The sequence below is a fragment of the Halosegnis sp. genome (assembly GCF_042216475.1).
Taxonomy (GTDB): domain Archaea; phylum Halobacteriota; class Halobacteria; order Halobacteriales; family Haloarculaceae; genus Halosegnis.
The window spans coordinates 66,623-87,208 of the sequence record NZ_JBDGTV010000011.1 but is presented as its reverse complement, the minus strand read 5'-3'; the positions used below and the strand labels follow the sequence as shown (position 1 = coordinate 87,208).

The 20,586-nt window shown below is 66.2% G+C and carries 23 protein-coding genes; 11 read left to right on the top strand and 12 right to left on the bottom strand.

Going from position 1 to position 20,586, the window contains the following annotated elements:
- Positions 1–28: 28 nt before the first annotated feature.
- Together ABEJ63_RS07770 and ABEJ63_RS07765 are read right to left on the bottom strand one after the other, a co-directional pair.
- Positions 29–715, bottom strand: coding sequence for a CPBP family intramembrane glutamic endopeptidase (locus ABEJ63_RS07770; protein WP_375795797.1), 687 nt, complete (start codon positions 713–715; stop codon positions 29–31).
- A 38-nt stretch (positions 716–753) separates the two neighbouring features.
- The gene (locus ABEJ63_RS07765; RefSeq protein ID WP_375795787.1) at positions 754–1,032 is read right to left on the bottom strand and encodes a DUF5789 family protein; all 279 of its coding nucleotides are present in this window, start codon (positions 1,030–1,032) and stop codon (positions 754–756) included.
- 86 nt (positions 1,033–1,118) lie between these two features.
- Here ABEJ63_RS07765 and ABEJ63_RS07760 point away from each other — a divergent pair, with 86 nt between their 5' ends.
- Positions 1,119–1,919, top strand: coding sequence for a DUF429 domain-containing protein (locus ABEJ63_RS07760; RefSeq protein WP_375795786.1), 801 nt, complete (start codon positions 1,119–1,121; stop codon positions 1,917–1,919).
- Here the strand turns inward: ABEJ63_RS07760 and ABEJ63_RS07755 are convergent.
- Positions 1,910–2,761, bottom strand: coding sequence for a VOC family protein (locus ABEJ63_RS07755; RefSeq protein WP_375795785.1), 852 nt, complete (start codon positions 2,759–2,761; stop codon positions 1,910–1,912). The two genes, ABEJ63_RS07760 and ABEJ63_RS07755, sit on opposite strands and share 10 nt — an antisense overlap.
- A gap of 95 nt (positions 2,762–2,856) precedes the next feature.
- Here ABEJ63_RS07755 and ABEJ63_RS07750 point away from each other — a divergent pair, with 95 nt between their 5' ends.
- On the top strand, positions 2,857–4,581 hold the full coding sequence (locus tag ABEJ63_RS07750; RefSeq protein ID WP_375795784.1) for a radical SAM protein: 1,725 nt from the start codon (positions 2,857–2,859) through the stop codon (positions 4,579–4,581).
- A gap of 43 nt (positions 4,582–4,624) precedes the next feature.
- Here ABEJ63_RS07750 and ABEJ63_RS07745 read toward each other — a convergent pair whose 3' ends face one another.
- Entirely contained in the window at positions 4,625–5,281 is a 657-nt protein-coding gene (locus tag ABEJ63_RS07745) for a hypothetical protein (RefSeq protein WP_375795783.1), read from the bottom strand.
- A 155-nt stretch (positions 5,282–5,436) separates the two neighbouring features.
- On the opposite strand from ABEJ63_RS07745, the gene ABEJ63_RS07740 reads away from it, so the two are divergent.
- On the top strand, positions 5,437–7,272 hold the full coding sequence (locus ABEJ63_RS07740) for a flippase-like domain-containing protein (RefSeq protein WP_375795782.1): 1,836 nt from the start codon (positions 5,437–5,439) through the stop codon (positions 7,270–7,272).
- On the opposite strand, the gene ABEJ63_RS07735 is transcribed toward ABEJ63_RS07740, so the two are convergent.
- Positions 7,256–7,759 carry a DUF84 family protein gene (locus ABEJ63_RS07735; RefSeq protein ID WP_375795781.1) on the bottom strand — a complete coding sequence of 168 codons (504 nt, stop codon included), beginning with the start codon at positions 7,757–7,759 and terminating at the stop codon, positions 7,256–7,258. The genes ABEJ63_RS07740 and ABEJ63_RS07735 overlap by 17 nt on opposite strands.
- A 222-nt stretch (positions 7,760–7,981) precedes the next feature.
- Here ABEJ63_RS07735 and ABEJ63_RS07730 point away from each other — a divergent pair, with 222 nt between their 5' ends.
- The 3 genes from ABEJ63_RS07730 (at position 7,982) to ABEJ63_RS07720 (ending at position 10,015) form a co-directional block, all read left to right on the top strand.
- Positions 7,982–8,944, top strand: a complete 963-nt coding sequence (locus tag ABEJ63_RS07730) for a transcription initiation factor IIB family protein (protein ID WP_375795780.1) — start codon at positions 7,982–7,984, stop codon at positions 8,942–8,944.
- A gap of 70 nt (positions 8,945–9,014) precedes the next feature.
- Positions 9,015–9,785: a hypothetical protein gene (locus tag ABEJ63_RS07725; protein WP_375795779.1), complete on the top strand. Its 771-nt coding sequence runs from the start codon at positions 9,015–9,017 to the stop codon at positions 9,783–9,785.
- Between the two features lie 32 nt (positions 9,786–9,817).
- Positions 9,818–10,015, top strand: a complete 198-nt coding sequence (locus ABEJ63_RS07720) for a hypothetical protein (protein ID WP_375795778.1) — start codon at positions 9,818–9,820, stop codon at positions 10,013–10,015.
- A 49-nt stretch (positions 10,016–10,064) separates the two neighbouring features.
- Here the strand turns inward: ABEJ63_RS07720 and ABEJ63_RS07715 are convergent, their stop codons facing one another.
- Positions 10,065–11,036: a phosphoadenosine phosphosulfate reductase family protein gene (locus tag ABEJ63_RS07715; protein WP_375795777.1), complete on the bottom strand. Its 972-nt coding sequence runs from the start codon at positions 11,034–11,036 to the stop codon at positions 10,065–10,067.
- A gap of 73 nt (positions 11,037–11,109) precedes the next feature.
- Positions 11,110–11,736: a hypothetical protein gene (locus ABEJ63_RS07710; protein ID WP_375795776.1), complete on the bottom strand. Its 627-nt coding sequence runs from the start codon at positions 11,734–11,736 to the stop codon at positions 11,110–11,112.
- Positions 11,737–11,992: 256 nt separating this feature from the next.
- Here ABEJ63_RS07710 and ABEJ63_RS07705 point away from each other — a divergent pair, with 256 nt between their 5' ends.
- A complete protein-coding gene (locus tag ABEJ63_RS07705; protein ID WP_375795775.1) occupies positions 11,993–13,054 on the top strand; it encodes an NAD(P)/FAD-dependent oxidoreductase in 1,062 nt (353 codons plus the stop codon).
- A gap of 18 nt (positions 13,055–13,072) precedes the next feature.
- On the opposite strand, the gene ABEJ63_RS07700 is transcribed toward ABEJ63_RS07705, so the two are convergent.
- Together ABEJ63_RS07700 and ABEJ63_RS07695 are read right to left on the bottom strand one after the other, a co-directional pair.
- A complete protein-coding gene (locus ABEJ63_RS07700) occupies positions 13,073–13,615 on the bottom strand; it encodes a DUF4864 domain-containing protein (RefSeq protein ID WP_375795774.1) in 543 nt (180 codons plus the stop codon).
- Positions 13,616–13,656: 41 nt separating this feature from the next.
- Positions 13,657–13,995, bottom strand: a complete 339-nt coding sequence (locus ABEJ63_RS07695; protein WP_375795773.1) for a 2Fe-2S iron-sulfur cluster-binding protein — start codon at positions 13,993–13,995, stop codon at positions 13,657–13,659.
- A gap of 90 nt (positions 13,996–14,085) precedes the next feature.
- On the opposite strand from ABEJ63_RS07695, the gene ABEJ63_RS07690 reads away from it, so the two are divergent.
- Positions 14,086–15,456 (top strand): geranylgeranyl reductase family protein, encoded by a 1,371-nt coding sequence (locus tag ABEJ63_RS07690; protein ID WP_375795772.1) that lies wholly within the window; start codon positions 14,086–14,088, stop codon positions 15,454–15,456.
- A gap of 32 nt (positions 15,457–15,488) precedes the next feature.
- Here the strand turns inward: ABEJ63_RS07690 and ABEJ63_RS07685 are convergent, their stop codons facing one another.
- From ABEJ63_RS07685 to ABEJ63_RS07675, 3 genes are all read right to left on the bottom strand, one after another.
- Positions 15,489–15,932, bottom strand: a complete 444-nt coding sequence (locus ABEJ63_RS07685) for a hypothetical protein (protein WP_375795771.1) — start codon at positions 15,930–15,932, stop codon at positions 15,489–15,491.
- Between the two features lie 93 nt (positions 15,933–16,025).
- Complete coding sequence (locus tag ABEJ63_RS07680) at positions 16,026–17,303, bottom strand: amidohydrolase (protein ID WP_375795770.1); 1,278 nt, start codon at positions 17,301–17,303, stop codon at positions 16,026–16,028.
- A 36-nt stretch (positions 17,304–17,339) separates the two neighbouring features.
- On the bottom strand, positions 17,340–17,648 hold the full coding sequence (locus tag ABEJ63_RS07675; protein WP_375795769.1) for a 30S ribosomal protein S10: 309 nt from the start codon (positions 17,646–17,648) through the stop codon (positions 17,340–17,342).
- Positions 17,649–17,732: 84 nt separating this feature from the next.
- Here ABEJ63_RS07675 and trpC point away from each other — a divergent pair, with 84 nt between their 5' ends.
- From trpC to trpA, 3 genes are read left to right on the top strand one after another with little or no spacing between them, the layout of a single operon-like run.
- Complete coding sequence (gene trpC, locus ABEJ63_RS07670; RefSeq protein ID WP_375795768.1) at positions 17,733–18,488, top strand: indole-3-glycerol phosphate synthase; 756 nt, start codon at positions 17,733–17,735, stop codon at positions 18,486–18,488.
- On the top strand, positions 18,475–19,719 hold the full coding sequence (trpB, locus tag ABEJ63_RS07665) for a tryptophan synthase subunit beta (RefSeq protein WP_375795767.1): 1,245 nt from the start codon (positions 18,475–18,477) through the stop codon (positions 19,717–19,719). Before trpC ends, trpB begins: the two co-directional genes overlap by 14 nt.
- Entirely contained in the window at positions 19,716–20,561 is an 846-nt protein-coding gene (trpA, locus tag ABEJ63_RS07660; protein WP_375795766.1) for a tryptophan synthase subunit alpha, read from the top strand. The genes trpB and trpA overlap by 4 nt, the downstream gene beginning before the upstream one ends.
- The last annotated feature ends 25 nt before the right edge of the window (positions 20,562–20,586 follow it).

The window sequence follows — 20,586 nt, the reverse complement described above, 5'->3', positions numbered from 1 at the left end:
AGCCAACGGCTTTGCTCGTGGGAGACGGTCAAAGGGGGAGCGGGAGCCAGGAGAGCCACTCCAGCACCCGCTCGGGCGCCACCAGTGGCTCGTGGAGGACGAGCCAGTCGAGCAACGCCAGCCCGCCGCCATGAGCGACAACCGACGGGAGGATAGAGTTGGATTCGTAATCGACGAGCCCGAACAGTACGTCTGTCGGCCCGGACAACAGCAGTTCGACCGGCGGCTTGTGCACGTGGTGGAACGCGTAGACGATGGGGCTGATGAGCGCGGCCTTCCGGCCGAGTTCGCGGACGCTCACGCAGAGCAACCCCCGATAGTACGTCTCGGCCGCGAGGACAACCGCGAACTGTCGGAGCGCGTGGCTGGGGTACGTCTCCAGCGTGCCGCCCCACATCGGGTAAAAGGCCCGCACAGAGGGAAGCGTCGATCCAACGAGGTAAAACGGCGCGACGAAGGCTGCAAGCAGGAGGCTGTTGCGTATCGCTGCCCGGTCGACCCGCCACCCCAGCCGCCGGCCGTGAAATGCCACGAGCGCAGCAGGCGCCGCGAAAAACAGCAGGACGTCTTTCAGCACGCGCTCGTTCAGACCGGCAGTAGTCCACAGCGTCCACACGGCGCCGAGGATGGCGCCGACGGCGAGTGCTCGCACCGGCCACGAGAGGCGAGCAAACCGGCCACCAACGGGGTCGCGGTGCTCGCGGTCGGCAAACACCCCCCAGCCGTCTGGCCCTGTCCCCCCCACTGTCGCGGCTACTCCGTCGGGACGGGACCGGTGCCGATGACGTCGCGGACAGCCGTTTCGAACGCCTGCCTGGTCGGGAAGTAGGTCTCGTCGCTCTCTTCGATTACTGCGGCCAGGTCACGCGGCCCTGTCGGCGTTCGGATTCTCGTTTCCCCTTCCCGGCGGACGACCTCGCTCGCCTCGATACCGAAATGAAGCCGGCCAGTCACCTGCGCCAGCGGCACGCCCGCAACGTCAGGCCCGTCGCCCAGCGGCACCGCCGGCGCCTCGGTCTCGTCGTCTGTCATACACGCGAGTTTCCGTGGCCCGAGGTTAACCGTTGCGGACCGGTGCGCAGCGAAACGGGTTTGCGCCCACCGGTCCGACTCCCGACGTGTACCACGGCGTCGACTTCAGCGGCGCGGCCCGGCCAGGCGACTCTATCTGGCTTGCGAGCGCCGTCCCGAGCGATGACGGGATTCGCGTGCAAGCGTGCCGCTCGGCCCGTGCGGCGTTCGACGCGACCGACCGCGAGCCGGTGCTCCGGGCGCTCCGGGAGTGGTTGGCCGGCGCTGACGGCGCGGTTGGTCTCGATGTCTCCTTCGGGCTGCCGCGACCACTGCTCCCGTCGGTCCCGGACTGGTCGGCGGCGCTCGCATGGGTCGCAGACGAGTTTGCGGATACCGACGCCCGCGAGATGCAGGCCGCGCTCAAAGAGCGGGCGCGTGCGAGCGACGCTGACGGCGTTGAACTGAAGCGCCGAACAGACGGTCCGACCGGCGCCTCCTCGCCGTACTCGTTCATAACACGCTACCAGACGCTCCACGGGCTCCGGGATGTGCTCGCACCACTGGTCGCCACAGACCGGGTGACTGTCGCACCGATGACCGGCCGGGACGCGCCGCTCTGTGAGGTGTACCCGGCGGCGACGCTCCGTGCGCTGGACCTGCCGGCCGAACGGTACAAGGGTGGTACCCACGACGGAGAACGGGCCCGCCGCGAGCGGATACTCGCTGGCCTGCGGGCGTGGGGCGTCGACCTCTCAGCAGAGACCGAAGAGACAGCCCTCGCAGACGGAGGCGGCGACGCGCTCGATGCCGTCGTCGCGGCCGTCGCCGTGGCCCGAGCCGCCGAGGCTGGGTTCGCCGTCGACGAGTCCCGCTACGACCCGCTGGAAGGGTACATCTATGTCTGAACTCGCAGACGAAGGTCGATGCCGTCCGGGTCGGTAATCTGGAGTTCGTGGTCGCCGCCGACCTCGATATCGGCATCGCGGAGGCGGCTCTTGAGGGCCGTGAGCCCTGCCTCGGGGACGAGTATCTCTGCCCACGCGAGTCCACGGCCGGTCTTCGGCGCCGTCCGGCCCTGCCACGTATTCAGCCCGACATGGTGATGGTAGTCGCCGGCGGCGACGAACAGCGCGTCCGGCTGTTCGGCGTCGGGCCATTCGCGACGCACCCGGAACCCCAGTGTGTCGACGTAGAACTCACGAGCGGCCGCGACTGACGACACCTCGAGGTGGATGTGGCCCACATCGGTCTCAGCCGGCACCGTCTCGCCCCCGTCGCCGGCCGCGCGTATCGGCCCGAGGTCGAGCGGGCGCGTGTCGATGTCGACGCGGCCGTTGGGGAGCATCTCCCACGTCTCCCGCGGCGTGTCGCAGTACACCTCGACGCCGTTGTCCTCTGGGTCACGCAGGTACAGCGCCTCGCTAACGAGGTGGTCGGAGGCGCCAGTGAGGCGCCAGTCGGTCTCAATCCGCTCGAGGGCCGCCCCCAGTGCCGTTCGGTCGGGCACGCGAAATGCGGTGTGAAAAAGTCCTGTCTCGTCGGGGGCTCGCTCGGGGGCATCGCTCGCCTCGAGCACCAGAAACGGCGTCTCCGTCGTGCCGAGGACGGCCTGGTCGTCAGTTCGCTCGCGGACGACAAGTCCGACTACGTCCGCGTAGAAATCGGTCATCCGGTTGAGGTCAGCGATGGCGAGCGCGACCCGGCCGATACGGGTCTCCGGTGGCAGCGTCGCCTTGTCGGCTGGCATACCAGCCCGAGGTAGTCCGGCCACAAAAGTCCGGCCACGGGCGCTGCCGCGGACCCGACCGGCGGCGTTTTACCGCTCGACCCGCTGGCTTCGGTATGGAGGACCCGGCCGACCTCGCCGTCACGCTCGTGGACGGGTACGTGGACGAGCCGGCTCACTTTGGCGTACCGCCGTACGTCTCGACATACCCGCGGTACACGGCGGGTGCGCTGGTCGACGCCGGCGTCCCGCGGGAGCAGGTGACCTACCACACTATCGACGAACTCCGCGACGACCGCCACAAATGGCGCGACGTCGAGGAGGCGGACCTGTTCATCTACGTCGGGGGGATGACCGTCCCCGGGAGTTACGTCGGTGGTACGCCGGCCGAACCGGACGAGGTGCGCGAACTCGCGTGGACGGCCAACGGGACGAGCCTGATGGGGGGGCCGGTCCGGTTTGGCGTTGGCGAAGAGAACGCCGGCGCACAGGAGACGGCCCGCGACGACCTCGATTTCGACTTCCTCGCGCTCGCGGACGTGGAAGCGGCTGCCTACGACCTCGTCCACGGGGGCCTGGAAGGCTTCGAGGACCGCTACCGCTCGAATGATGAGGTTGCCCGGTGGGCACGGGAAGGGGCGTTCGTTGTCGAGCAGCACCCCAACCACCCCGATTACCTCATCTGTGAGATGGAGACCTCACGGGGCTGTGCCTACCGATGTTCATTCTGTACGGAGCCGATGTACGGCGATCCAGCCTTCCGGTCGGCCGAGGCAGTCGTGGATGAGGTGGCCGCACTATCAGACTGGGGAGTCCGTCACTTCCGGCTCGGCCGGCAGGCAGATATCCTCGCATTTGGCGGCGACGGCGAGGCGCCAAATCCAGAGGCTCTCCGTGACCTCTACGGCGGTATCCGTGAGGCTGCTCCTGACCTCGAGACGCTCCACCTCGACAATATGAATCCCGTGACTATCGTGGACTATCCGGAGCGGTCACGGGAGGCGATTCGGATTATCGCAGAGCACAACACGCCCGGCGATACTGCGGCATTCGGGCTCGAATCTGCCGATCCCGTTGTCCAAGAAGAGAACAACCTACTGGTCACCGCTGAGGAATGTCTCGAGGCAGTCCGGGTGGTGAACGGAGCCGGCGGTTGGCGACCCGGTGAGTCGCCTGCCGATGCCCCATCTATCGGGGCTGAGGCGCCACGCCGGCTGCCGAAACTTCTCCCGGGGATCAACCTCGTCCACGGACTGATGGGCGAGCGGCCAGAAACCTACGAGCATAATCTGCGATTCCTCGAGCGCGTTCTCGAGGAGGGCCTGATGCTCCGGCGCATCAATATCCGGCAGGTGATGGCTTTCGAGGGGACAGAGATGGCCGAGACAGGTGCCGATATCGCCGAGGCGCACAAGCAGAACTTCAAATCCTACAAACAGGAGGTGCGCGAGCGCATCGACCGCCCGATGCTCGAGCGTGTAGTGCCCCCCGGCACCGTCCTCCCGAACGTCCACCTCGAGTACCACCAAGACGGCCGGACATTCGGCCGACAGCTGGGCACCTACTCGCTGCTCGTCGCAGTGCCCGGCGAGCGAGAACTCGGCAGGACGGTGGATGTGGCTGTCACCGACCACGGCTACCGCTCGGTCACCGGCGTCCCCCACCCGCTGGACCCCAACAGCGCGTCGATGGACGAACTCGTGGCGGTTCCCGGCATCGGCCGTGGCCGAGCCGGCGACATCGTCGTCGACCGACCACACGCCAGTCTCGAGTCGGTCCCCGGTGATGATGAACGTCTGCAGGCGTTCTTTACGATCGATACGCCAGAGGGAGCCGATTGAGCCGGCAGCACTCCGCGTAGCCAAAAAGAATAGACTGTCGGCGCTACTCGTCGTCGGCGGCCGCGACGCGGGACTGCATCTCTTCGATCTGAGTGCGGAACTGCTCGAACTGCTGTTCGAACTGTTCCTCAAGGGCCGCGAACTGCTCCTGCATCTCCTCGCTTTGCTCCTCGAGGCGGCTCTGGAATTCTTCGCTACCCTCCTCGAACTGTGCTTGCATCTCTTCGAACTGTGACTCGGCCTGCTGGAACGCCTCCAGGGTCTGGCCCTCGATCTCCTCGTGGGCCTCCAGAAGCATGTCCAGCTGCTCGGTAACAGCCTCGAGATACTCAGTCACGAACTCCTCGTAGCTCTGAGTGCCGTCCTCGACGGCGTCTTCGGCGGCCGCAAGTGCGTCCGTCCGCTGGCGCTCGAGCTGGTCGAACTGCTCGTCGACCGTGTTCCGAACCTCTTCGACAGGCCCGGCTGCGTCCGGTGCCGTTGCCTCGATGGCGTCCAGTTGGCTGTGGATGGCACGGCGCGCGAAGTCGACGCCCGGGAGCGTCTCGCCGGCGTCCGGCTGGGTCGCGTCAAGAACGGCCTCGTTGAACTGTCGCTGGAACTCGACGCTGCTCTCGAGGGCCGCCTGGCTCTGCTCGATGGCGTTGCGCTGGAGTTCGAAGGCGGTCTGAATCGGGGTACTGAACGTATCGTTCGTCATCGTGTATACTATACTTCGCCGACGAGACTTATAAAGATTGCCCCCATAAACCACCTGATACCATTGAGTACCATCAAATGGTTCAGGAGGCGCGGCCAGCTCGCACGTCGACCAGTCCCAGAAGGTTCATAGCCGGCTGCTCGCAAACGACCCTCATGACGGAGGTGAGCGTGGTTCTCCCGGCGTACAACGAGGCGGAGACACTGGAGCACACCGTCAACGTGACCCTCGACACGCTCGCCTCCTTCTGCGACTCCTTCGAGGTCATCGTCGCTGAGGATGGCTGCGAGGACCGCACACCAGAGATCGCTGACCAACTCGCGGCCGAAGACCCTCGCGTGCGGCACTTCCACAGCGACGAGCGGCTGGGCCGTGGCGGCGCCCTGGAACGGGCGTTTCGCGCCAGTGACGGCGACGTGCTCGTCTACTTTGACACGGACCTCGCGACGGACATGGCGCACCTAGAAGAGTTGGTCGAATCCATCCGCACAGAGGGGTACGATGTCGCTACCGGGTCCCGGCGTATCCCAGGCCGGAAGCAGGAGCGCGAGCCGGAGCGGGGCGTCGCCTCGACGGGATTCAACGGGCTGGTCCGGCTGCTGCTCGGATCGGAACTGCATGACCACCAGTGCGGCTTCAAAGCGTTCGACCGGACGGCGCTGTTCGCCCTGCTCAATGACGTTGAAGACGACCACTGGTTCTGGGACACAGAGGTGCTCGTGCGCGCTCAGCGGGCCGGCTACCGGGTGAAAGAGTTTCCCGTTCGGTGGACACCAAAGGGAGACACGACGGTCGACCTCGTGCGTGACGTCCTCGGGATGGGAAGCCAGATTCTCCGTGTCTGGTGGGAGTTCAGCATCCAGCCGCGGGCCACACGCCGAGCCGGCCTCGCCGCTGGAAGTCTGCTGGTGGTCGCCGCGTTAGCGCTGATGACTGTTTATCTCGACCCGTCGGCAGTGCTCGACGCCATCGCCGGCGCCGACCCAACACTCGTGGCCGTCGCTGGCGTTGTTTACCTCCTCTCGTGGCCGCTACGAGGTGCTCGCTACCGCGATATCCTGGCGAAACTCGGCTACCCCGGCGATGTCGGCTTCCTCACTGGTGCGGTGTTTATCTCTCAGACCGGCAACCTCGTGTTTCCCGCACGGGCGGGTGATGCTGTCCGCGCCTACGTGGTGAAGGCTCGTCGGAAGGTCCCGTACCCCAGTGGATTTGCCTCGCTGGCCGTCGAACGCGTGTTCGACCTGCTGGCGATCACTGTGCTGGCGGGGACGGTCCTAGTGGGGCTAGTGCTCACAGACGGCACGGCCGGGCTGGCCGCGGCGATTGCTGCTGATGTCGGGGCTGTCACCATCGGCGGTGAGACCATCCGACCAGGCGAGGCGGCCCGGACCGCCCTTCAAGTAGCCGCAGGCGTGGGCCTGCTCGCTATCTTTGCCGTCGTCGTCATCCTCGCGAGTGCCCGGCATGAAACCAACTTCGTCCACCGCGCGCTTGCGGCCGTCAGCGACGACTCCTACGCGGATTACGTCTCGGACGCGATTGGCCGGTTCGTCGGCGACGTGCAGGCTGTCGCCGGCGACGGACGAGCCTTTGCCCGCGTCGGCGCGACCAGCCTCCTTGTGTGGGGTATCGACGTCGCGACTGCGGTCGTCGTGCTGGCCGCCTTCGGTGTCGCCGTGACGCCATACTTGCTTGCCGTCCTCTTTTTCGCTGTCAGCGTCGGCAACCTTGCGAAGGTGGTGCCGCTGTCGCCGGGTGGGATTGGTCTCTACGAGGGCGCGTTCACCCTCATTGTCGTCGCACTCACGGCCGTGCCCGGACTGACTGCTGCCGTCGCGCTTGCTGTTTCGGTCGTCGACCATGCGGTGAAGAACGTCGTCACCGTCCTCGGCGGCGTAGCTGCGACCCTGCTGTTCAATGTCTCGCTGGTCGAGGCCGTCGAGGGAGCTGCCGAGGCCGAGCGGGAACCGGTCAGTAGTGATCGGTGAGAAATGGCCCGAGGGCACCCGCCGCGGCCGTCCGCAGGGCTGCCTGCCGATCGGTCGCGCCGCCGGTAAGGACACCTGCGGCGCCCTGCTCGCGGGCGACGCCCTCTTTGCCGAGAACATCATCCATCACTGGGCCAAGTTCCTCACCGTCTTCGACGCGGGCCGCGATAGCCTCTGGGAGCCGTATCGACGGACCGCCACCTCGACCCCATCGCTCGCCGTCGGTCGCTGCGCCCCACATCACCAGCCAGAGCCCTTCGGCGGCCTCGTAGCGGGCGACACCGCCTTCCAGCCCAACCGCGAGGTCGTACTCGCCGGAGAGGGCTCGCTCGGCGCGGGTCTCCGCGCCCGCGACTGTCTCCGTGAGACCGTACGGCTGCTCGGAGACGCCCGACTCGACCGGCTCTGCCTCGACACGCGCTTCGGGAAGGGCCGCCTCGACGGCGGCGATCTTCACTGGGTTGCCGCTCCCGACTGCTACGTACATACCTCCACTGGCTGTCCCACTGGCTTGTACGTTGACACCGACGCTCCGGCATAAACCGGTCAGCTGTGCCGGCTATTCGCCCCAGGCGACTCCCGTACAGTCGGTCGCCCACAGAGTACCGGTACGCTTATAAGTTGGGTTCGCGTGAATCTGATAAGCGAAGCTACCCGGGCTTTCTCCGGCGGCCGCGCCACCCCGGTAGCCCCCGCCAGCGTACCACCAATGAGCGACCACATTCGCACCCACGCAGCGCGAACCGAAGAACAGGAAGCTGAACAGGACGAGCAGACGGAGGGGTGTCCGGAGTGTGGCGGCAACCTCACCGCCAGTGCTGATCACGAGACGGTCTGTGAAGACTGTGGGCTCGTCGTCGAAGAGGACAACATCGACCGCGGGCCGGAGTGGCGCGCGTTCGACTCTGCCGAGAAAGACGAGAAATCCCGCGTTGGCGCCCCGACGACGAACATGATGCACGACAAGGGGCTGTCGACGAATATCGACTGGCGCGACCAAGACGCCTACGGGAACTCACTGTCCTCCAACCAGCGGCAGAAGATGCAGCGGCTTCGCAAGTGGAACGAACGGTTCCGCACCCGTGACTCCAAGGAGCGCAATCTCAAGCAGGCCCTCGGCGAGATCGACCGGATGGCCTCCGCGCTCGGCCTCCCGGACAATGTCCGCGAGACGTCCAGCGTCATCTACCGGCGGGCGCTCGACGAGAATCTCCTGCCGGGCCGCTCCATCGAGGGGGTCTCCACGGCCGCCGTGTACGCGGCCGCCCGGCAGGCCGGTGTCCCCCGCTCGCTTGATGAAATCGACGAGGTCTCTCGAGTCGAGAAGGACGAAGTAGCCCGCACGTACCGCTACGTCGTCCGCGAACTGAAGTTGGAGGTCGCGCCCGCCGACCCCGAGAGCTACGTGCCCCGGTTCGCCTCTGACCTCGGGCTCTCCGACGAGGCCGAGAACCGCGCGCGCCAGCTGCTCCAGAACGCCAAACAGCAGGGCGTCCACTCCGGGAAGTCGCCGGTCGGCCTCGCCGCGGCCGCAGTGTACGCGGCAGCGCTGCTCACGAACGAGAAGACGACACAGGCGGCTGTCAGCGAGGTGGCCGATATCTCGGAGGTCACCATCCGCAACCGGTACCACGAGTTGCTGGAAGCCGAACAGGATATCCCCGTCGCCTGAGGCCCCGTTCGTCCGGCGGTTTTGCGTGCGGGCCGGAAGGTTCAGGTGAGCGCGACCGAACCTATCGCACATGGCAGCCGAGCAGGGACGGGAGCGTGACGGCGTCGTCGCCGCCGTCAAGTTTGATGTCGTCACGCTCCACGAGACGTGGATGGAACTCCTGTTCCCACGCCAGCGGGGCCACGCACACTCCGTGCTCGGGAAGTGGAAGCCGTCGACGACCGCCGACCGACTGAAGTACAACATCTGGGCCACGCTCGGCGTCCCGATCATCGCCCTATTGTACCCGTTCGTGCTGGTCGGGCTGGCGACCCGGTTTTACACACGCCGTATCGATAGCGGCGTCACCCGGCTGGGCGCAATCGGTGTCCTCCTGCTTGGCGTCGTTGCGTGGGGCGCGCTGACAGCGCTGGCGAGAATCCGGTTCGGCGCGACCGCCGAGGGATTCTACGCCGTCGCCGCCGCCTCGGTCACGGCCGTCGTCGCCAGCCTCCTTGCGTACGGCTTCCTCCGGATTGACGGCCGGTCGACCACCGTTCTCTTCGCGTATCCGTTCGCCACGACCGCCCTGTTCCTCCCGCCGGTCGTTGCGGCGCTGTACTCGCCGACCGTCGCCTCGGCAGTGCTCCCCCGGAGCTTCGACCTTGCAGTGTGGTTTCTCGATAATGTCGCGCCGGCCCAGCTGGCGGCATTCCTCCGCTCCTCGTACGATCTTGAAGGGGTCGCGTACGTCACCATGTGGTTTGCCGTGGCCGTGCCGCTGGGCTGGCTGCTCGGGATTGTCGTCACGTTGGCGGATGTGGTGCGACCGGCCGGCGAGGAGGAACCGGCCGGTTCCTGAACCGTTTTCGGGCTGGCGGTCCTCGAGCTGATATGGAGTTTGACACGACCACCACGGTCGCCGTCTTCCTCGGGCTCGTCGCGCTGGGCGTTGCCGGACTCGTTGCCGCGCCCCTCCCGATGACGGCCAGCACGATTCTGATGATGGTCGCCCCGTCGATGCTCGTGTTCGGGGCGCTGTGTCTGGGAATCGGCGTGAAGTTCGGTGAATACCGCGCAGCAGCGCGGTAGTGACGCTCGTCAGACGTGTGAACAGAAGAAGGGGTGTGGAGTCGTCTGGTTACATGTAGCCGAGATCGCGCAGCCGCTCCATCAGGTCCTCTTTGTCCTGGGCGCGGCCAGCGCGCTCGGTCGTGTTCTCCATATCCTGGAGCCATGCGGGCTCTTCGGCGGACTTGTCGGTTGAGATCTCGGAGCCGAGCGAGCGGAAACCCGCGAAGTACTTCGGCGACACCGGGATATCCTCGTGGGTGATACCCTCCGGGAGATCGTCGAATCCTTGCGGGACGTACCCCTCTTCGGGGTAGCCCTCGACGGTCTCCGGGACGACAAAGTACCAGAATGCGTCCCAGACGTCCGCTTCCATGAACTGCAGGATGGGCTGGATGCGGTCGTGAGGTGGGTAGATGTCGGGGTCGTGCCGCGGCGAGAAGAACGTCTCGTCGGCGCGAGCCTCCTGTTCGTCCCAGCGGATGCCGGAGATGATACCGTCGATGTTCTCCGACTCAAGCGTGTCGTTGAGCGCGACCGTCTTCAGCAGGTGATTGCCGACGTAGGTGTCCAGCAGGAATGGGAACGTCTCCTCCTCGTACTCGAGGATGTTCCGGATGTGGTGCTGGTTGTGCTCGGACAGTTCGGCAACGGGAATGTCGTCGCCGGGGTCGAGGCCGTGTTCGTCGACGTAGCGGCCGACGTCAACGTTGCGGGCGTACAGCAGCTCGACGTCCCAGCGGTCGGCCCACCGCTCGGCGAACTCGATGAGTTCGTCAAAGTGCTGGTAGTGGTCGATGAACACTGCCGGCGGCATCTCCAGGTCGTCGTACTGCTCGACGACCTCTTTCACGAAGTACAGCGTCAGCGTCGAGTCCTTCCCGCCGGTCCACATCACCGCTGGGTTCCGGTACTCGCGCAGGCCGGTCTCGACGACCTCCAGCGCCTTCTCTATCTTGTGCTCGATGCTCGGGTACTCGTCGGGTGACTCGCCTTCGCCGTCCGTGTAATCGACGTCAAGGTAATCGGAGAACTCGCTCATCGCGTGTTAATGACATCTAATTAGAATCCCTAAACCGTTTTCGACTTGGAACGGCCCGCCGGCCGTCCCGGGATCAGTTAGAGATGAACTTGTTGTCCCGCCACTCGACGGAACCGTCGGCATCCCGCTCGCGGGGGTCCTCGACGATCTCGATGGTGGCGGCCCGCTCCTCGCCGTCAACGATACGATGGGCCTCGAGTTCGCCGTCGACGGCGGCGATCGCGGTCAATTCGCCGCGCTCGGCAAACAGCGCCAGCTTGCGGAGGACCTGGAACATCGGATACTGGAGCGCCGTGTTCTGGAGCACCGTCTCGCGGTCGCCCTTGAAGCAGGCGTACTCGCGGAGCTTAGAGTTGATTTCCGGCTCTTCTTCCTCTTGAGCGAGACTGCCCCACGAGGGACCGTCGCCGCCGCCCCCACCGAAGCTGGGCTCGGCCTCTTCGGGCTGTTCCTCGACCCACTCGCCGTCCTCGTTCTCGTACACCCGATTCTCGGTAACGCTCGCCTTCAGCTGGGCCGTCGGCGTGTACTTGGAGATGTTGTCCTCCGCCGACACGGCCTTGACGATGAGCGTGTTGTTTCGTCGGGTGATGTCGACGTCGGCAATCTCGACGGGCAACTCAACCTCGTCGAAAAAGTCGTGCACGTCGTCGAGCGGCAGTTCGAGTGTCGAATGTAGTCTGAATACGCGACTGGTCATGTGGTATCCCTCGTCCCTTGTCGGGGCACGGCCCCTGACCGCTGTAGGGTCACCCGAATGTACGGACTGCGTACTTATAGTGTCTCGCCTTGCCCACGTCCGACCCAGTTGGACGCCAGTAGCCGCCGAACTCGGACGGAAGAGTGGCAATATCTCTCGATTTCGCTCCACGAGCGGTCGTGTCTTCGCTGGCGGTTACGTCCGGTTACCACCAACTCACGTCGGAGTTATACCCCTGGCGGCACTACCCATGTCCATGACGGATACTCCGGAGTACGAGGTAACAGTCGTCGGTGGCGGCCCAGCCGGCCTGACGGTGGCGCTGTACACGACCCGGCTCGGCCACGATACCGCGATGATTAACCGCGGCGGCGGCCGCGCCGCGATGATGCTGGACACACACAATGTCATCGGAGTCACGGAGGACGTGAGCGGCAACGAGTTCCTCCAGACCGCTCGCGAGCAGATTCAGGCATACGGCGCCGACTACCACCAAGACTTCGTGAGTGATATCGAGCGGCGCGAGGATGGCCGGTTCGACGTCACCGCCGGCAACATTGAGGTAATCAGCGAGCACGTCGTGCTGGCGACTGGCTTCTCCGACGTGCGTCCCGACCCGCCGCTGCCCCGCACCGGCCGTGGACTCCACTGGTGTCTCCACTGTGACGCCTACATGTTCGTCGACCAGCCGGTCTTCGTGATGGGCACCGGCGAGTCCGCGGCGAAAGTCGCGATGATTATGCTCAACTTTACCGACGATGTGGACCTGCTCACCCGAGGCGACGAGCCAGAGTGGAGCGAAGAGACCGCCCGCCAGCTCGAGGCACACCCGGTTGATGTCGTCGAGGCCGATATCGAGTCAATGCAGAAGGGCGAGGACGGCTGGCTGGAGTCGTTCACGTTCGAAGACGGCCAGACTCGCGAGTACCGCGGCGGCTTCCCGATGTACGGCAGCGATTACAATACCGAACTCGCGGAGTCGCTGGGCGTCGAGTTCAACGATGACGGGACCATTGCCGTCACTGACCACGGCGAGACGAACGTGGATGGCGTCTATGCTGTCGGCGACGTCACTCCCGGCCACAACCAGATTCCGACTGCGATGGGCGAGGGGGCCCGGTGTGGGATCCAGAACCACTACGATCTCCGGACCTTCCCTGTGGCGGTCGAGGATCTCGACGAGTACGACGGCGAGGTGCCCGCGGATGCCGCGCCCGGTGTCTCCAATCGACTGCGCGAGCTGGCCCGCCAGCACAACGCCGAGGCCGCCGCCCCGCCTGTCGACCTGGAGACAGACCCCGAACCGGCCGACGACTAAGCGGCCGGCCGCTTACTTTCACTCGCCTGCACGGCGGTCTCGCTCTCGTGTCACGACTGTCGTCATCCAGCAGGCCTCGTAGCGGCCGCCCCACTGGCGCTCCAGTTCCCACTCGAACGTCGCCCGCTCTCCACCAGCAGTGACCCGTACTTCGCGGCTCGCCTCGTTGCCGACCACGACGGTCGGCCCGAATTCGATCGCCGTCGCGTTCAGCAGGGCGCTGAAGGATGTCTCCAGCGTCTCGCGGAACGCGGCTCGCGACTCGTAGAAGCGTCTCGCGTCAGGGGCGGTGAACTGCCAGGTCGTGTTGATGGCCGCCGTGCGGTTCTCGGCGCGCAGCGCTGCCACCTGTATCTCGACGACACGCCCCGGTGTCCGCTCACAGGTGGGCCGGCGGTCGACCGCCGCCGAGGGACCGATCGTCCCGGTCGCGCCCGCCGTCGCCTGCTCCGCGTTGGGCACCGGCGCCGGCGTAACCGTCGTCTCGGTGGGCCCGCCGCTAGTCGCGGTGCCACACCCCGCGAGCAGCAGGCAGCCCACGAGCAGCAGCCGACGATACACGGGCAGAGTTGAACGCGCGCCGAAGAAAGGTTCCTCGCCGGTTAGTCGTCGGCGAACGCGGAGCCGGCCCCCTCCGTGGCGGCGTCGTTCTCGATGCTTGGTGGGTACTTCCCGCGGTCCAATCGCAGGTCAGACTGTGGGCGGGCCATGCAGGTGAGCGCGTACTCCTCGGCCTCTTCTTTGGTGAATGCGCGCTGCTCGGCGACGGTCTGTTCGACCTCCCCCTCGAGTATCTTCGCCGTACAGGCGAGACACATCCCCACCCGGCAGGAGTACTCCTGAGCGATGCCCTCCTCGATGCACCGCGAGAGGATGGTCTCCTTGTCGGAACAGGTCATCGTCTCGCCCGTCCCGACGAACTCGACCACGTACTCGGTCATACACTCAGTACGCTCACCCCCGACAAAACTCTTTACCGATGCGACGAGCGCTCGTAAAGAGTTTTTACCGTGGGGTGGCCAATGCGGGTAATGAGTACACGCTCAGTCGACGTCGCGGTCGTCGGCGCCGGGACGGCCGGCTGTTATGCCGCCGCGACGCTCGGCCAAGCGGGCTTCGATGTTGCCGTCGTTGAGCGGAAGGACGAGCAGGAGGCTGGCCACATCGCTTGCGGCGACGCGCTGAAAGGCGCCAACAAGTTCCCCGAGGCCATCCCTAAGTCGGCGCTCGAACCTGCGTTCACCAACACAGATGTCGACCACGGCCGCTTCGAGGCACCTCGCGAGGGGGTCGCGCTCGACATTCCCGTCCCCGGCGAACTGGCCGTTATCGACCGCTGGGAGTACGGCCGTATCCTCATCGACGCCGCCGAGCAAGCCGGCGCGCGCTTTGATTATGACACCGTCGTCCAAGACGTCGTGCAGGCCGACGACGGCCGCGTCACCGGCCTGCAGGCCACCCGGAAGGGGGAGCCGGTTCAGTACGAGGCCGAGATGGTACTCGATTGCGCTGGAGCGCTATCGATCCTCCAGGACAAGACAGACTTCTCGGGGACCACCTTCGATACCAATGTCCGCTACTCGCAGTTCTCCTCGGCCTACCGGGAGGTACTTGAGGTCGACGAGCCCGTCGACTGGTCGGATGCCCTCGTGTTGAAGCCGACGAAGCGCTCGGCGGGCTACCTGTGGTACTTCCCGCGCACCCCCACGGAGATCAACGTTGGGCTCGGCTTCCAGATGAACGAGGAGCCGATGAAGCTCGTCGACGACCTCCGAGCAGACATCCACGACCGCCCCGAGTTCCAGGGGGCCACCGTCGTCGACAAGCTTGGCGCGGCACTCCCCACCCGCCGGACGTACGACTCTGCGGTCGCCCCCGGCTACATCGCCGCAGGCGACTCTGCAGCCCACGTGAACCCCATCTCCGGAGGCGGCATCGCTGGCGCGGCCTACGCCGGGAAGTATGCCGCAGAACAGACGATCGAGGCCATCGAGACTGGTGACGCAAGTGAGCCGTCGCTGTGGGAGTACAACAGCCGTGTGATGGACCACTTCGGCGCTCGCTACGCCGCCCTTGACGTCTACAATATCTTCTCGACGGCCTACGAGATTAGCGACCTGACCGCGCTGGCGGGTGCGCTTCCAGGCGAGCAGATTGCTGATGCACTCTACTCGGGCTCGTCGGGCGTCTCCCCGTGGCTCGCGCTCAAGACGCTCTGGAAGGCACGGGGCCACCTCGACACGCTGATTGATCTCTACCGGACGAAAGATGTCGCCGACCGACTGCTCGAACACTATGAGTCGTACCCGGACGCGCCGGGCGACTTCGAAGCCTGGCGCAGCGAGCGCGACAGCATCATGGACGATGTGTACGCGACCACCGGCGCCGAACCGAAATACTGAGCGCGTACAGCGGTCGAAAACGAGTCTCGCGGTCAGGCAGTCGAGCCGTCAGGGGTCGGCGTCGCCGTTAGTTCCTCGCCCTGCTGGCTCGCGTCACCCTCGTCGCTCTCGTCGTCCGGCGTCACGTCGCTAATTGCGCTCCCGAGGTCCGACAGCTCGCCGTTGAGGAACTGCCCGATGAGGTCGTGAATCTGTTCGACGTGGCCGGGCACCTGTTCGGGCATGTCGGCCGGCGGCCCGCGCTGCTCAGCGGCGCCGTCACCGGCAGCCGCGGCAGCTGGCGCGTCACCGGTTGCTTCCGTGTCCGTCGCGTTGTCGGGCTGTTCGGCAGCTTGGTCACCGGTCTGTTCGTCTGGGCGCGCGTCTGCGGGCGCGGCTGCGTCACTGTTCCCCGGGGCGGCGGCGACCGCGCCGGCCGCACCGGCCGTCACCACCAGTGCCGCGAGCAGTGCCGCGGCGTACGTTTTCAGGCTCATCGCATCCGACCCTACCGGCCGGGGATAGATAAGGGGGGTAAGCCGTTCGGCCGTGTTCAGGCCGCTGAACGGTGATAAACAGAACGAACGGTTTCAGCTGTCCGTCGACAGCCTTTCGACAACGCCCGCGAGCGTATCGATGCCGATGGCGATGCTCGGCTCGTCCACGTCGAACGTGGCGGTGTGATGGCCGCCGGGATGCGAGGTACCGATGCCGACGTAACAGGCCCGACCGCCGCGATCCTGGACGTACTGCATCAGGTATGTGGCATCCTCGCTGCCGCCGAGGTCGTCCCGGCGCACGATTGAGTCGACGCCGTCGACGCCGCCCGCGACATCGGCCACGCGTTCGACCAGCTTCTCGTCGCTGGTCGCGCTGGGCGCATCGCCGACGATATGCGTGTCGACCTCACAGCCGTACGTCGCTGCAGCGCCCGCGAGCGCCTCGTCGGCGCGCTCGAGCATGTACTCTTTCAGGTCGGTCGTCTCGCCGCGCACCTCCGCCTCGATTCGCGCGGACTCTGGGATGATGTTTGTCGCGGTGCCGCCCTCGACGCGACCGGCGTTCACCCGTGTAGCCCCGTCGGAGTGGCGTGGGATACCGTATAGCGCCTGAACGGCGGCGGCCATCGCCTGTACCGCGTTGCGGCCCTCCTCGGGGCGGGCACCGGCGTGGCCAGGGTGGCCCGTGAACTCTGCGTGGAGATGCGAGACGGCGAGGAACCCGTCGATACCTGCGACCACCTCGCCCGTCGGATGGTCGAGGCCGACATGGAGCGCCAGCAGGTGGTCGACATCGTCGAGATGGCCCGACTCGGCCATCGCCTTCCCGCCGCCGACGACCTCCTCTGCCGGCTGGAACAGCACTTTGAATGTTCCCTGGAAGTCGGACTCTTTTACCCGTCGGAGGATGCCCAGCCCGATGGTCGTGTGGGCGTCGTGGCCACAGGCGTGCATGTAGCCGTCCACCTCGGAGCGGAACCCCTCGCGAGCAGGGACGTGGTCGTCGTCGTCTGCTTCCCGCTGCGGAAGCGCGTCGATATCGACCCGGAGTGCGACCGTCGGTCCCTCACCCTGCTCGATGACGGCGACTGCACCGGTGTAGCCTCCCTCCGTCTTCGCAAGGACATCCTCGCGGGCGCCCGCTTCACGGGCGCGTTCGTGCCACGCGGCCAGTTCCTCGTTATCGGGAACCCCCATCCGTTCGCCATCCGCGAGCACTTCGCGGCCGATAAACAGGTCGTCAACGCCGATACGCTCCAGCTCGTCGACGATGCGCGAGGTGGTGTGGAACTCTCGCCAGGCGGGCTCTGGGTAGCGGTGGAGGTCACGGCGCAGGGCAACCAGCGCGTCGTGGCTCGTCAGGCTCATACCCGTGTCACGCAGGCCGGGACAAAAACCTCCCTGCTACGTCCGCTTGACACTCGCCTCAACATGGACGCTGGCGGGATACTCGTCGCCGGCGACATCGCGTGCGAACGCCTCGTAGGCGTGTATCTCTATCTCACGGGTGTAGACGCTGTAGTGCCACGGTTCGTAGGAGTCGCCGGGGGCAAGTCGCTTCTGTTGGGGGGCAGCTACCTCCGTCGCAGGCTGAGGGTGGGGGCCCTTCAGCTCGACTCCCTTCCGCTCGGCGCGCTCTTTGATATCTGTCACCACGCGGTCGAGCACTTCTCGGTCCCCGCTCTCGAACGTGAGTTTGGTGACGAAAGGCATGTTCGAGCGGTCGGTAGCGACGGGCAAAAGGCCGCCGTTCGGGGCGCAACCCTTTTGTACAGATGCGTCCGTCATTGTACACACATGAACACTGAGCTCGCCCCGGAGGTGCGGTCGATTCTTCAGGCCGCCCGCGAACGGGGCCGCGGCGATGGCCGGCAGGTCGACGTAGACGCGCGCTCGTTATCGGCTACGTTCGCCAGCAGCGAGGCCGATGGGCGCGTTCCGCTCATCGCGGAGGTGAAACCGACCAGCCCAACGACCGACGGCCGCCGCGATGACGACCCCGTCGCGCTTGCCGAGGAGATGGTTGCCGGCGGTGCGGCCGCACTCTCGGTGCTGACGGAGCCAGACCACTTCGGCGGCTCCCCCGAGACGCTGGAGCGAGTGCGTGCGGCCGTCGACGTTCCCGTCCTGCGGAAAGATTTCGTGTTGGACGAGGCGGGGCTGGATGTCGTCGCGGCCGACGTGGTGCTGCTCATCGCCCGCTTTGTCGACGACTTGGCGCCACTGGTCACGGCTGCCCGCGACCGGGGATTCCAGGTGCTCGTGGAGACACATACCCGCGCAGAGCTCGAGCGGGCCGTCGCAGCCGGCGCGGAGTTCGTCGGCGTCAACAATCGCGATCTCGGGGCGCTGGAGGTGGACCTCTCTACGTTCGAATCGGTCGCACCTGCAGCACCCGAGAGCGTCACGCTGATTGCAGAGAGCGGCGTAACAGCAGTAGACGACGTCCGCCGGATGCGGGCGGCCGGTGCCGACGCCCTGCTGGTCGGCTCGGCCATCATGGACGGTAACGTCCGCGAGAACACCCACCGATTCACCCATGTCAGAGACTGATTCAACGGAGGCCGACACGAAGTTCGGCGACTACGGCGGTCAGTACGTGCCCGAGGCGCTGATGCCGGCGATCCAGGAACTGCGGGATGCCTACGAGCGGTACGTCCTGCACAACGAGGATGGCTTCATGGACGAGTTCCGCCGCCGGCTGCGCGACTTCGGCGGTCGGCCAACGCCGCTCCAGCGGGCCGATACCCTCTCGGAGCGGTACGACCGCGACGTGTACCTGAAGCGTGAGGATCTGCTCCACGGTGGGGCCCACAAGCTGAACAACGCGCTCGGCCAGTGTCTGCTCGCCCGCTACATGGGCAAAGAGCGCATCATCGCGGAGACGGGCGCCGGCCAGCACGGCACCGCGACGGCGATGGCCGCGGCCCACCTTGGGATGCCCTGTGAGATCTACATGGGCGAGCGAGACATCAACCGCCAGCGCCCCAACGTGTTCCGGATGCGCATCAACGGCGCCGAGGTGAACCCCGTGACCACCGGTCGCGGGACGCTGAAGGAGGCCATCTCCGAGACGATGCGCGACTGGGCGACCACCGTCGAGACGACTCACTACGTCATCGGCTCCATCGTCGGTCCCGCTCCGTTCCCCGCGATGGTGCGTGATTTCCACCGTGTCATCAGCGAGGAGACGCGCCGACAGGCCCGCGAGCAGTACGGCCGGCTCCCCGACTCAGTGCTGGCGTGTGCGGGCGGCGGCTCGAACACGATGGGCATCTTCGCCGACTTCATCGAGGACGACGTCGACCTCTACGCCGTCGAGGCGGGCGGCTCCTCGCTGTCCGTCGACGAAGAAGAGGGAGTCGCCCCCAACTCCGCATCGCTGTCGACCGGCAGTGAGGGCGTTCTCCACGGCGCGCGCACGAAGCTCCTGCAGGACTCCGACGGCCAGATTATGGAGTCACACTCCGTCTCCTCCGGACTGGACTACGCCGGTGTCGGCCCCGAACTCGCTCACCTCGTCGACGAGGGGCGCGTCGAGGCTGTCAATGTGGACGACGATGCCGCCCTCGAGGGGTTCCACCGGCTCTCGCAGGCGGAAGGTATCATCCCCGCGCTGGAGACCGCCCACGCGTTCGGCTTCATCGAAGAGACGGACCGCGAGTTGGGTGAGTTCATCGTCATCAACGTCTCCGGACGCGGCGACAAGGACCTCGAGGCGGCCCTCGAGGAGACGGATCGCCGCGACATCCCGAACGCTCCCGAGATGGAGGTCTTCCGATGAGCCACGACGGGAGCCGCATCCGCGCGGCCTTTGCGGACGAGCCGGCGTTCGTCCCGTACCTTGCGGCCGGCGATCCCGATGTCGACGCCTCACGGCACTACGTCGAGGCACTTGCGGCCGGCGGTGCCGATGTAATCGAACTTGGGCTTCCGTTCTCCGAACCTATCGCCGAAGGCCCGACCATCCAGAGTGCAATCGTACGCTCACTGGAGGGCGGGATGACCGTCGACAGCTACTTCACGTTCGTCGAGTCGCTGGACGTGGACGTGCCCGTCGTCTGTATGACCTACTACAACCTCATCTACCAGTACGGCGACGAGCAGGGACCGGCGCCGTTCGTCCGGCGCGCGGCCGAGGCGGGAATCGAGGGGTTCGTCGTCCCGGACCTCCCCGCCGAGGAGGCGGGCCCGCTCCGGGCGGCCTGTGACGAGCACGGCCGCGACCTGATTTTCATCGTCGCGCCCACAACCGAGGACGAACGGCTCGACCGGCTGGTGTCGCTCTCGTCGGGATACGTGTACGTACAGGCGCGGCTAGGCGTCACGGGCGCCCGCAACGAAGTGAGCGAGCAGACGACCGCCAGCTTGGAGCGCCTCCGTGCGTACGACATCCCGAAAGCCGTCGGCTTCGGCATCAAGAATGGCGAACAGGCCCGGGCCATAGTCGCCGGCGGCGCCGACGGCGTTATCGTCGGCTCAGCACTCGTCGACGTGGTCGCCGAGGGCCACGAGTCGGACGCGTCTGTCGAGGAGACGGCCGACCGGCTCGAGGCGCTGTGTCGGGAACTGAAAGAGGGCGCGGTCGCCGGCGCTGGCGACCGGCCGACACCGGAACGAACTTGAACCGCTCTACCGGAACGGTGACACA

Coding starts and splice junctions, on each gene's coding strand:
- ABEJ63_RS07765 (WP_375795787.1), bottom strand. CDS start 1,032: ATGACAGACGACGAGACCGAGGCGCCGGCGGTGCCGCTGGGCGACGGG.
- ABEJ63_RS07755 (WP_375795785.1), bottom strand. CDS start 2,761: ATGCCAGCCGACAAGGCGACGCTGCCACCGGAGACCCGTATCGGCCGG.
- ABEJ63_RS07750 (WP_375795784.1), top strand. CDS start 2,857: ATGGAGGACCCGGCCGACCTCGCCGTCACGCTCGTGGACGGGTACGTG.
- ABEJ63_RS07745 (WP_375795783.1), bottom strand. CDS start 5,281: ATGACGAACGATACGTTCAGTACCCCGATTCAGACCGCCTTCGAACTC.
- ABEJ63_RS07740 (WP_375795782.1), top strand. CDS start 5,437: ATGACGGAGGTGAGCGTGGTTCTCCCGGCGTACAACGAGGCGGAGACA.
- ABEJ63_RS07735 (WP_375795781.1), bottom strand. CDS start 7,759: ATGTACGTAGCAGTCGGGAGCGGCAACCCAGTGAAGATCGCCGCCGTC.
- ABEJ63_RS07730 (WP_375795780.1), top strand. CDS start 7,982: ATGAGCGACCACATTCGCACCCACGCAGCGCGAACCGAAGAACAGGAA.
- ABEJ63_RS07725 (WP_375795779.1), top strand. CDS start 9,015: ATGGCAGCCGAGCAGGGACGGGAGCGTGACGGCGTCGTCGCCGCCGTC.
- ABEJ63_RS07720 (WP_375795778.1), top strand. CDS start 9,818: ATGGAGTTTGACACGACCACCACGGTCGCCGTCTTCCTCGGGCTCGTC.
- ABEJ63_RS07715 (WP_375795777.1), bottom strand. CDS start 11,036: ATGAGCGAGTTCTCCGATTACCTTGACGTCGATTACACGGACGGCGAA.
- ABEJ63_RS07710 (WP_375795776.1), bottom strand. CDS start 11,736: ATGACCAGTCGCGTATTCAGACTACATTCGACACTCGAACTGCCGCTC.
- ABEJ63_RS07705 (WP_375795775.1), top strand. CDS start 11,993: ATGACGGATACTCCGGAGTACGAGGTAACAGTCGTCGGTGGCGGCCCA.
- ABEJ63_RS07695 (WP_375795773.1), bottom strand. CDS start 13,995: ATGACCGAGTACGTGGTCGAGTTCGTCGGGACGGGCGAGACGATGACC.
- ABEJ63_RS07690 (WP_375795772.1), top strand. CDS start 14,086: ATGAGTACACGCTCAGTCGACGTCGCGGTCGTCGGCGCCGGGACGGCC.
- ABEJ63_RS07685 (WP_375795771.1), bottom strand. CDS start 15,932: ATGAGCCTGAAAACGTACGCCGCGGCACTGCTCGCGGCACTGGTGGTG.
- ABEJ63_RS07680 (WP_375795770.1), bottom strand. CDS start 17,303: ATGAGCCTGACGAGCCACGACGCGCTGGTTGCCCTGCGCCGTGACCTC.
- ABEJ63_RS07675 (WP_375795769.1), bottom strand. CDS start 17,648: ATGCCTTTCGTCACCAAACTCACGTTCGAGAGCGGGGACCGAGAAGTG.
- trpC (WP_375795768.1), top strand. CDS start 17,733: ATGAACACTGAGCTCGCCCCGGAGGTGCGGTCGATTCTTCAGGCCGCC.
- trpB (WP_375795767.1), top strand. CDS start 18,475: ATGTCAGAGACTGATTCAACGGAGGCCGACACGAAGTTCGGCGACTAC.
- trpA (WP_375795766.1), top strand. CDS start 19,716: ATGAGCCACGACGGGAGCCGCATCCGCGCGGCCTTTGCGGACGAGCCG.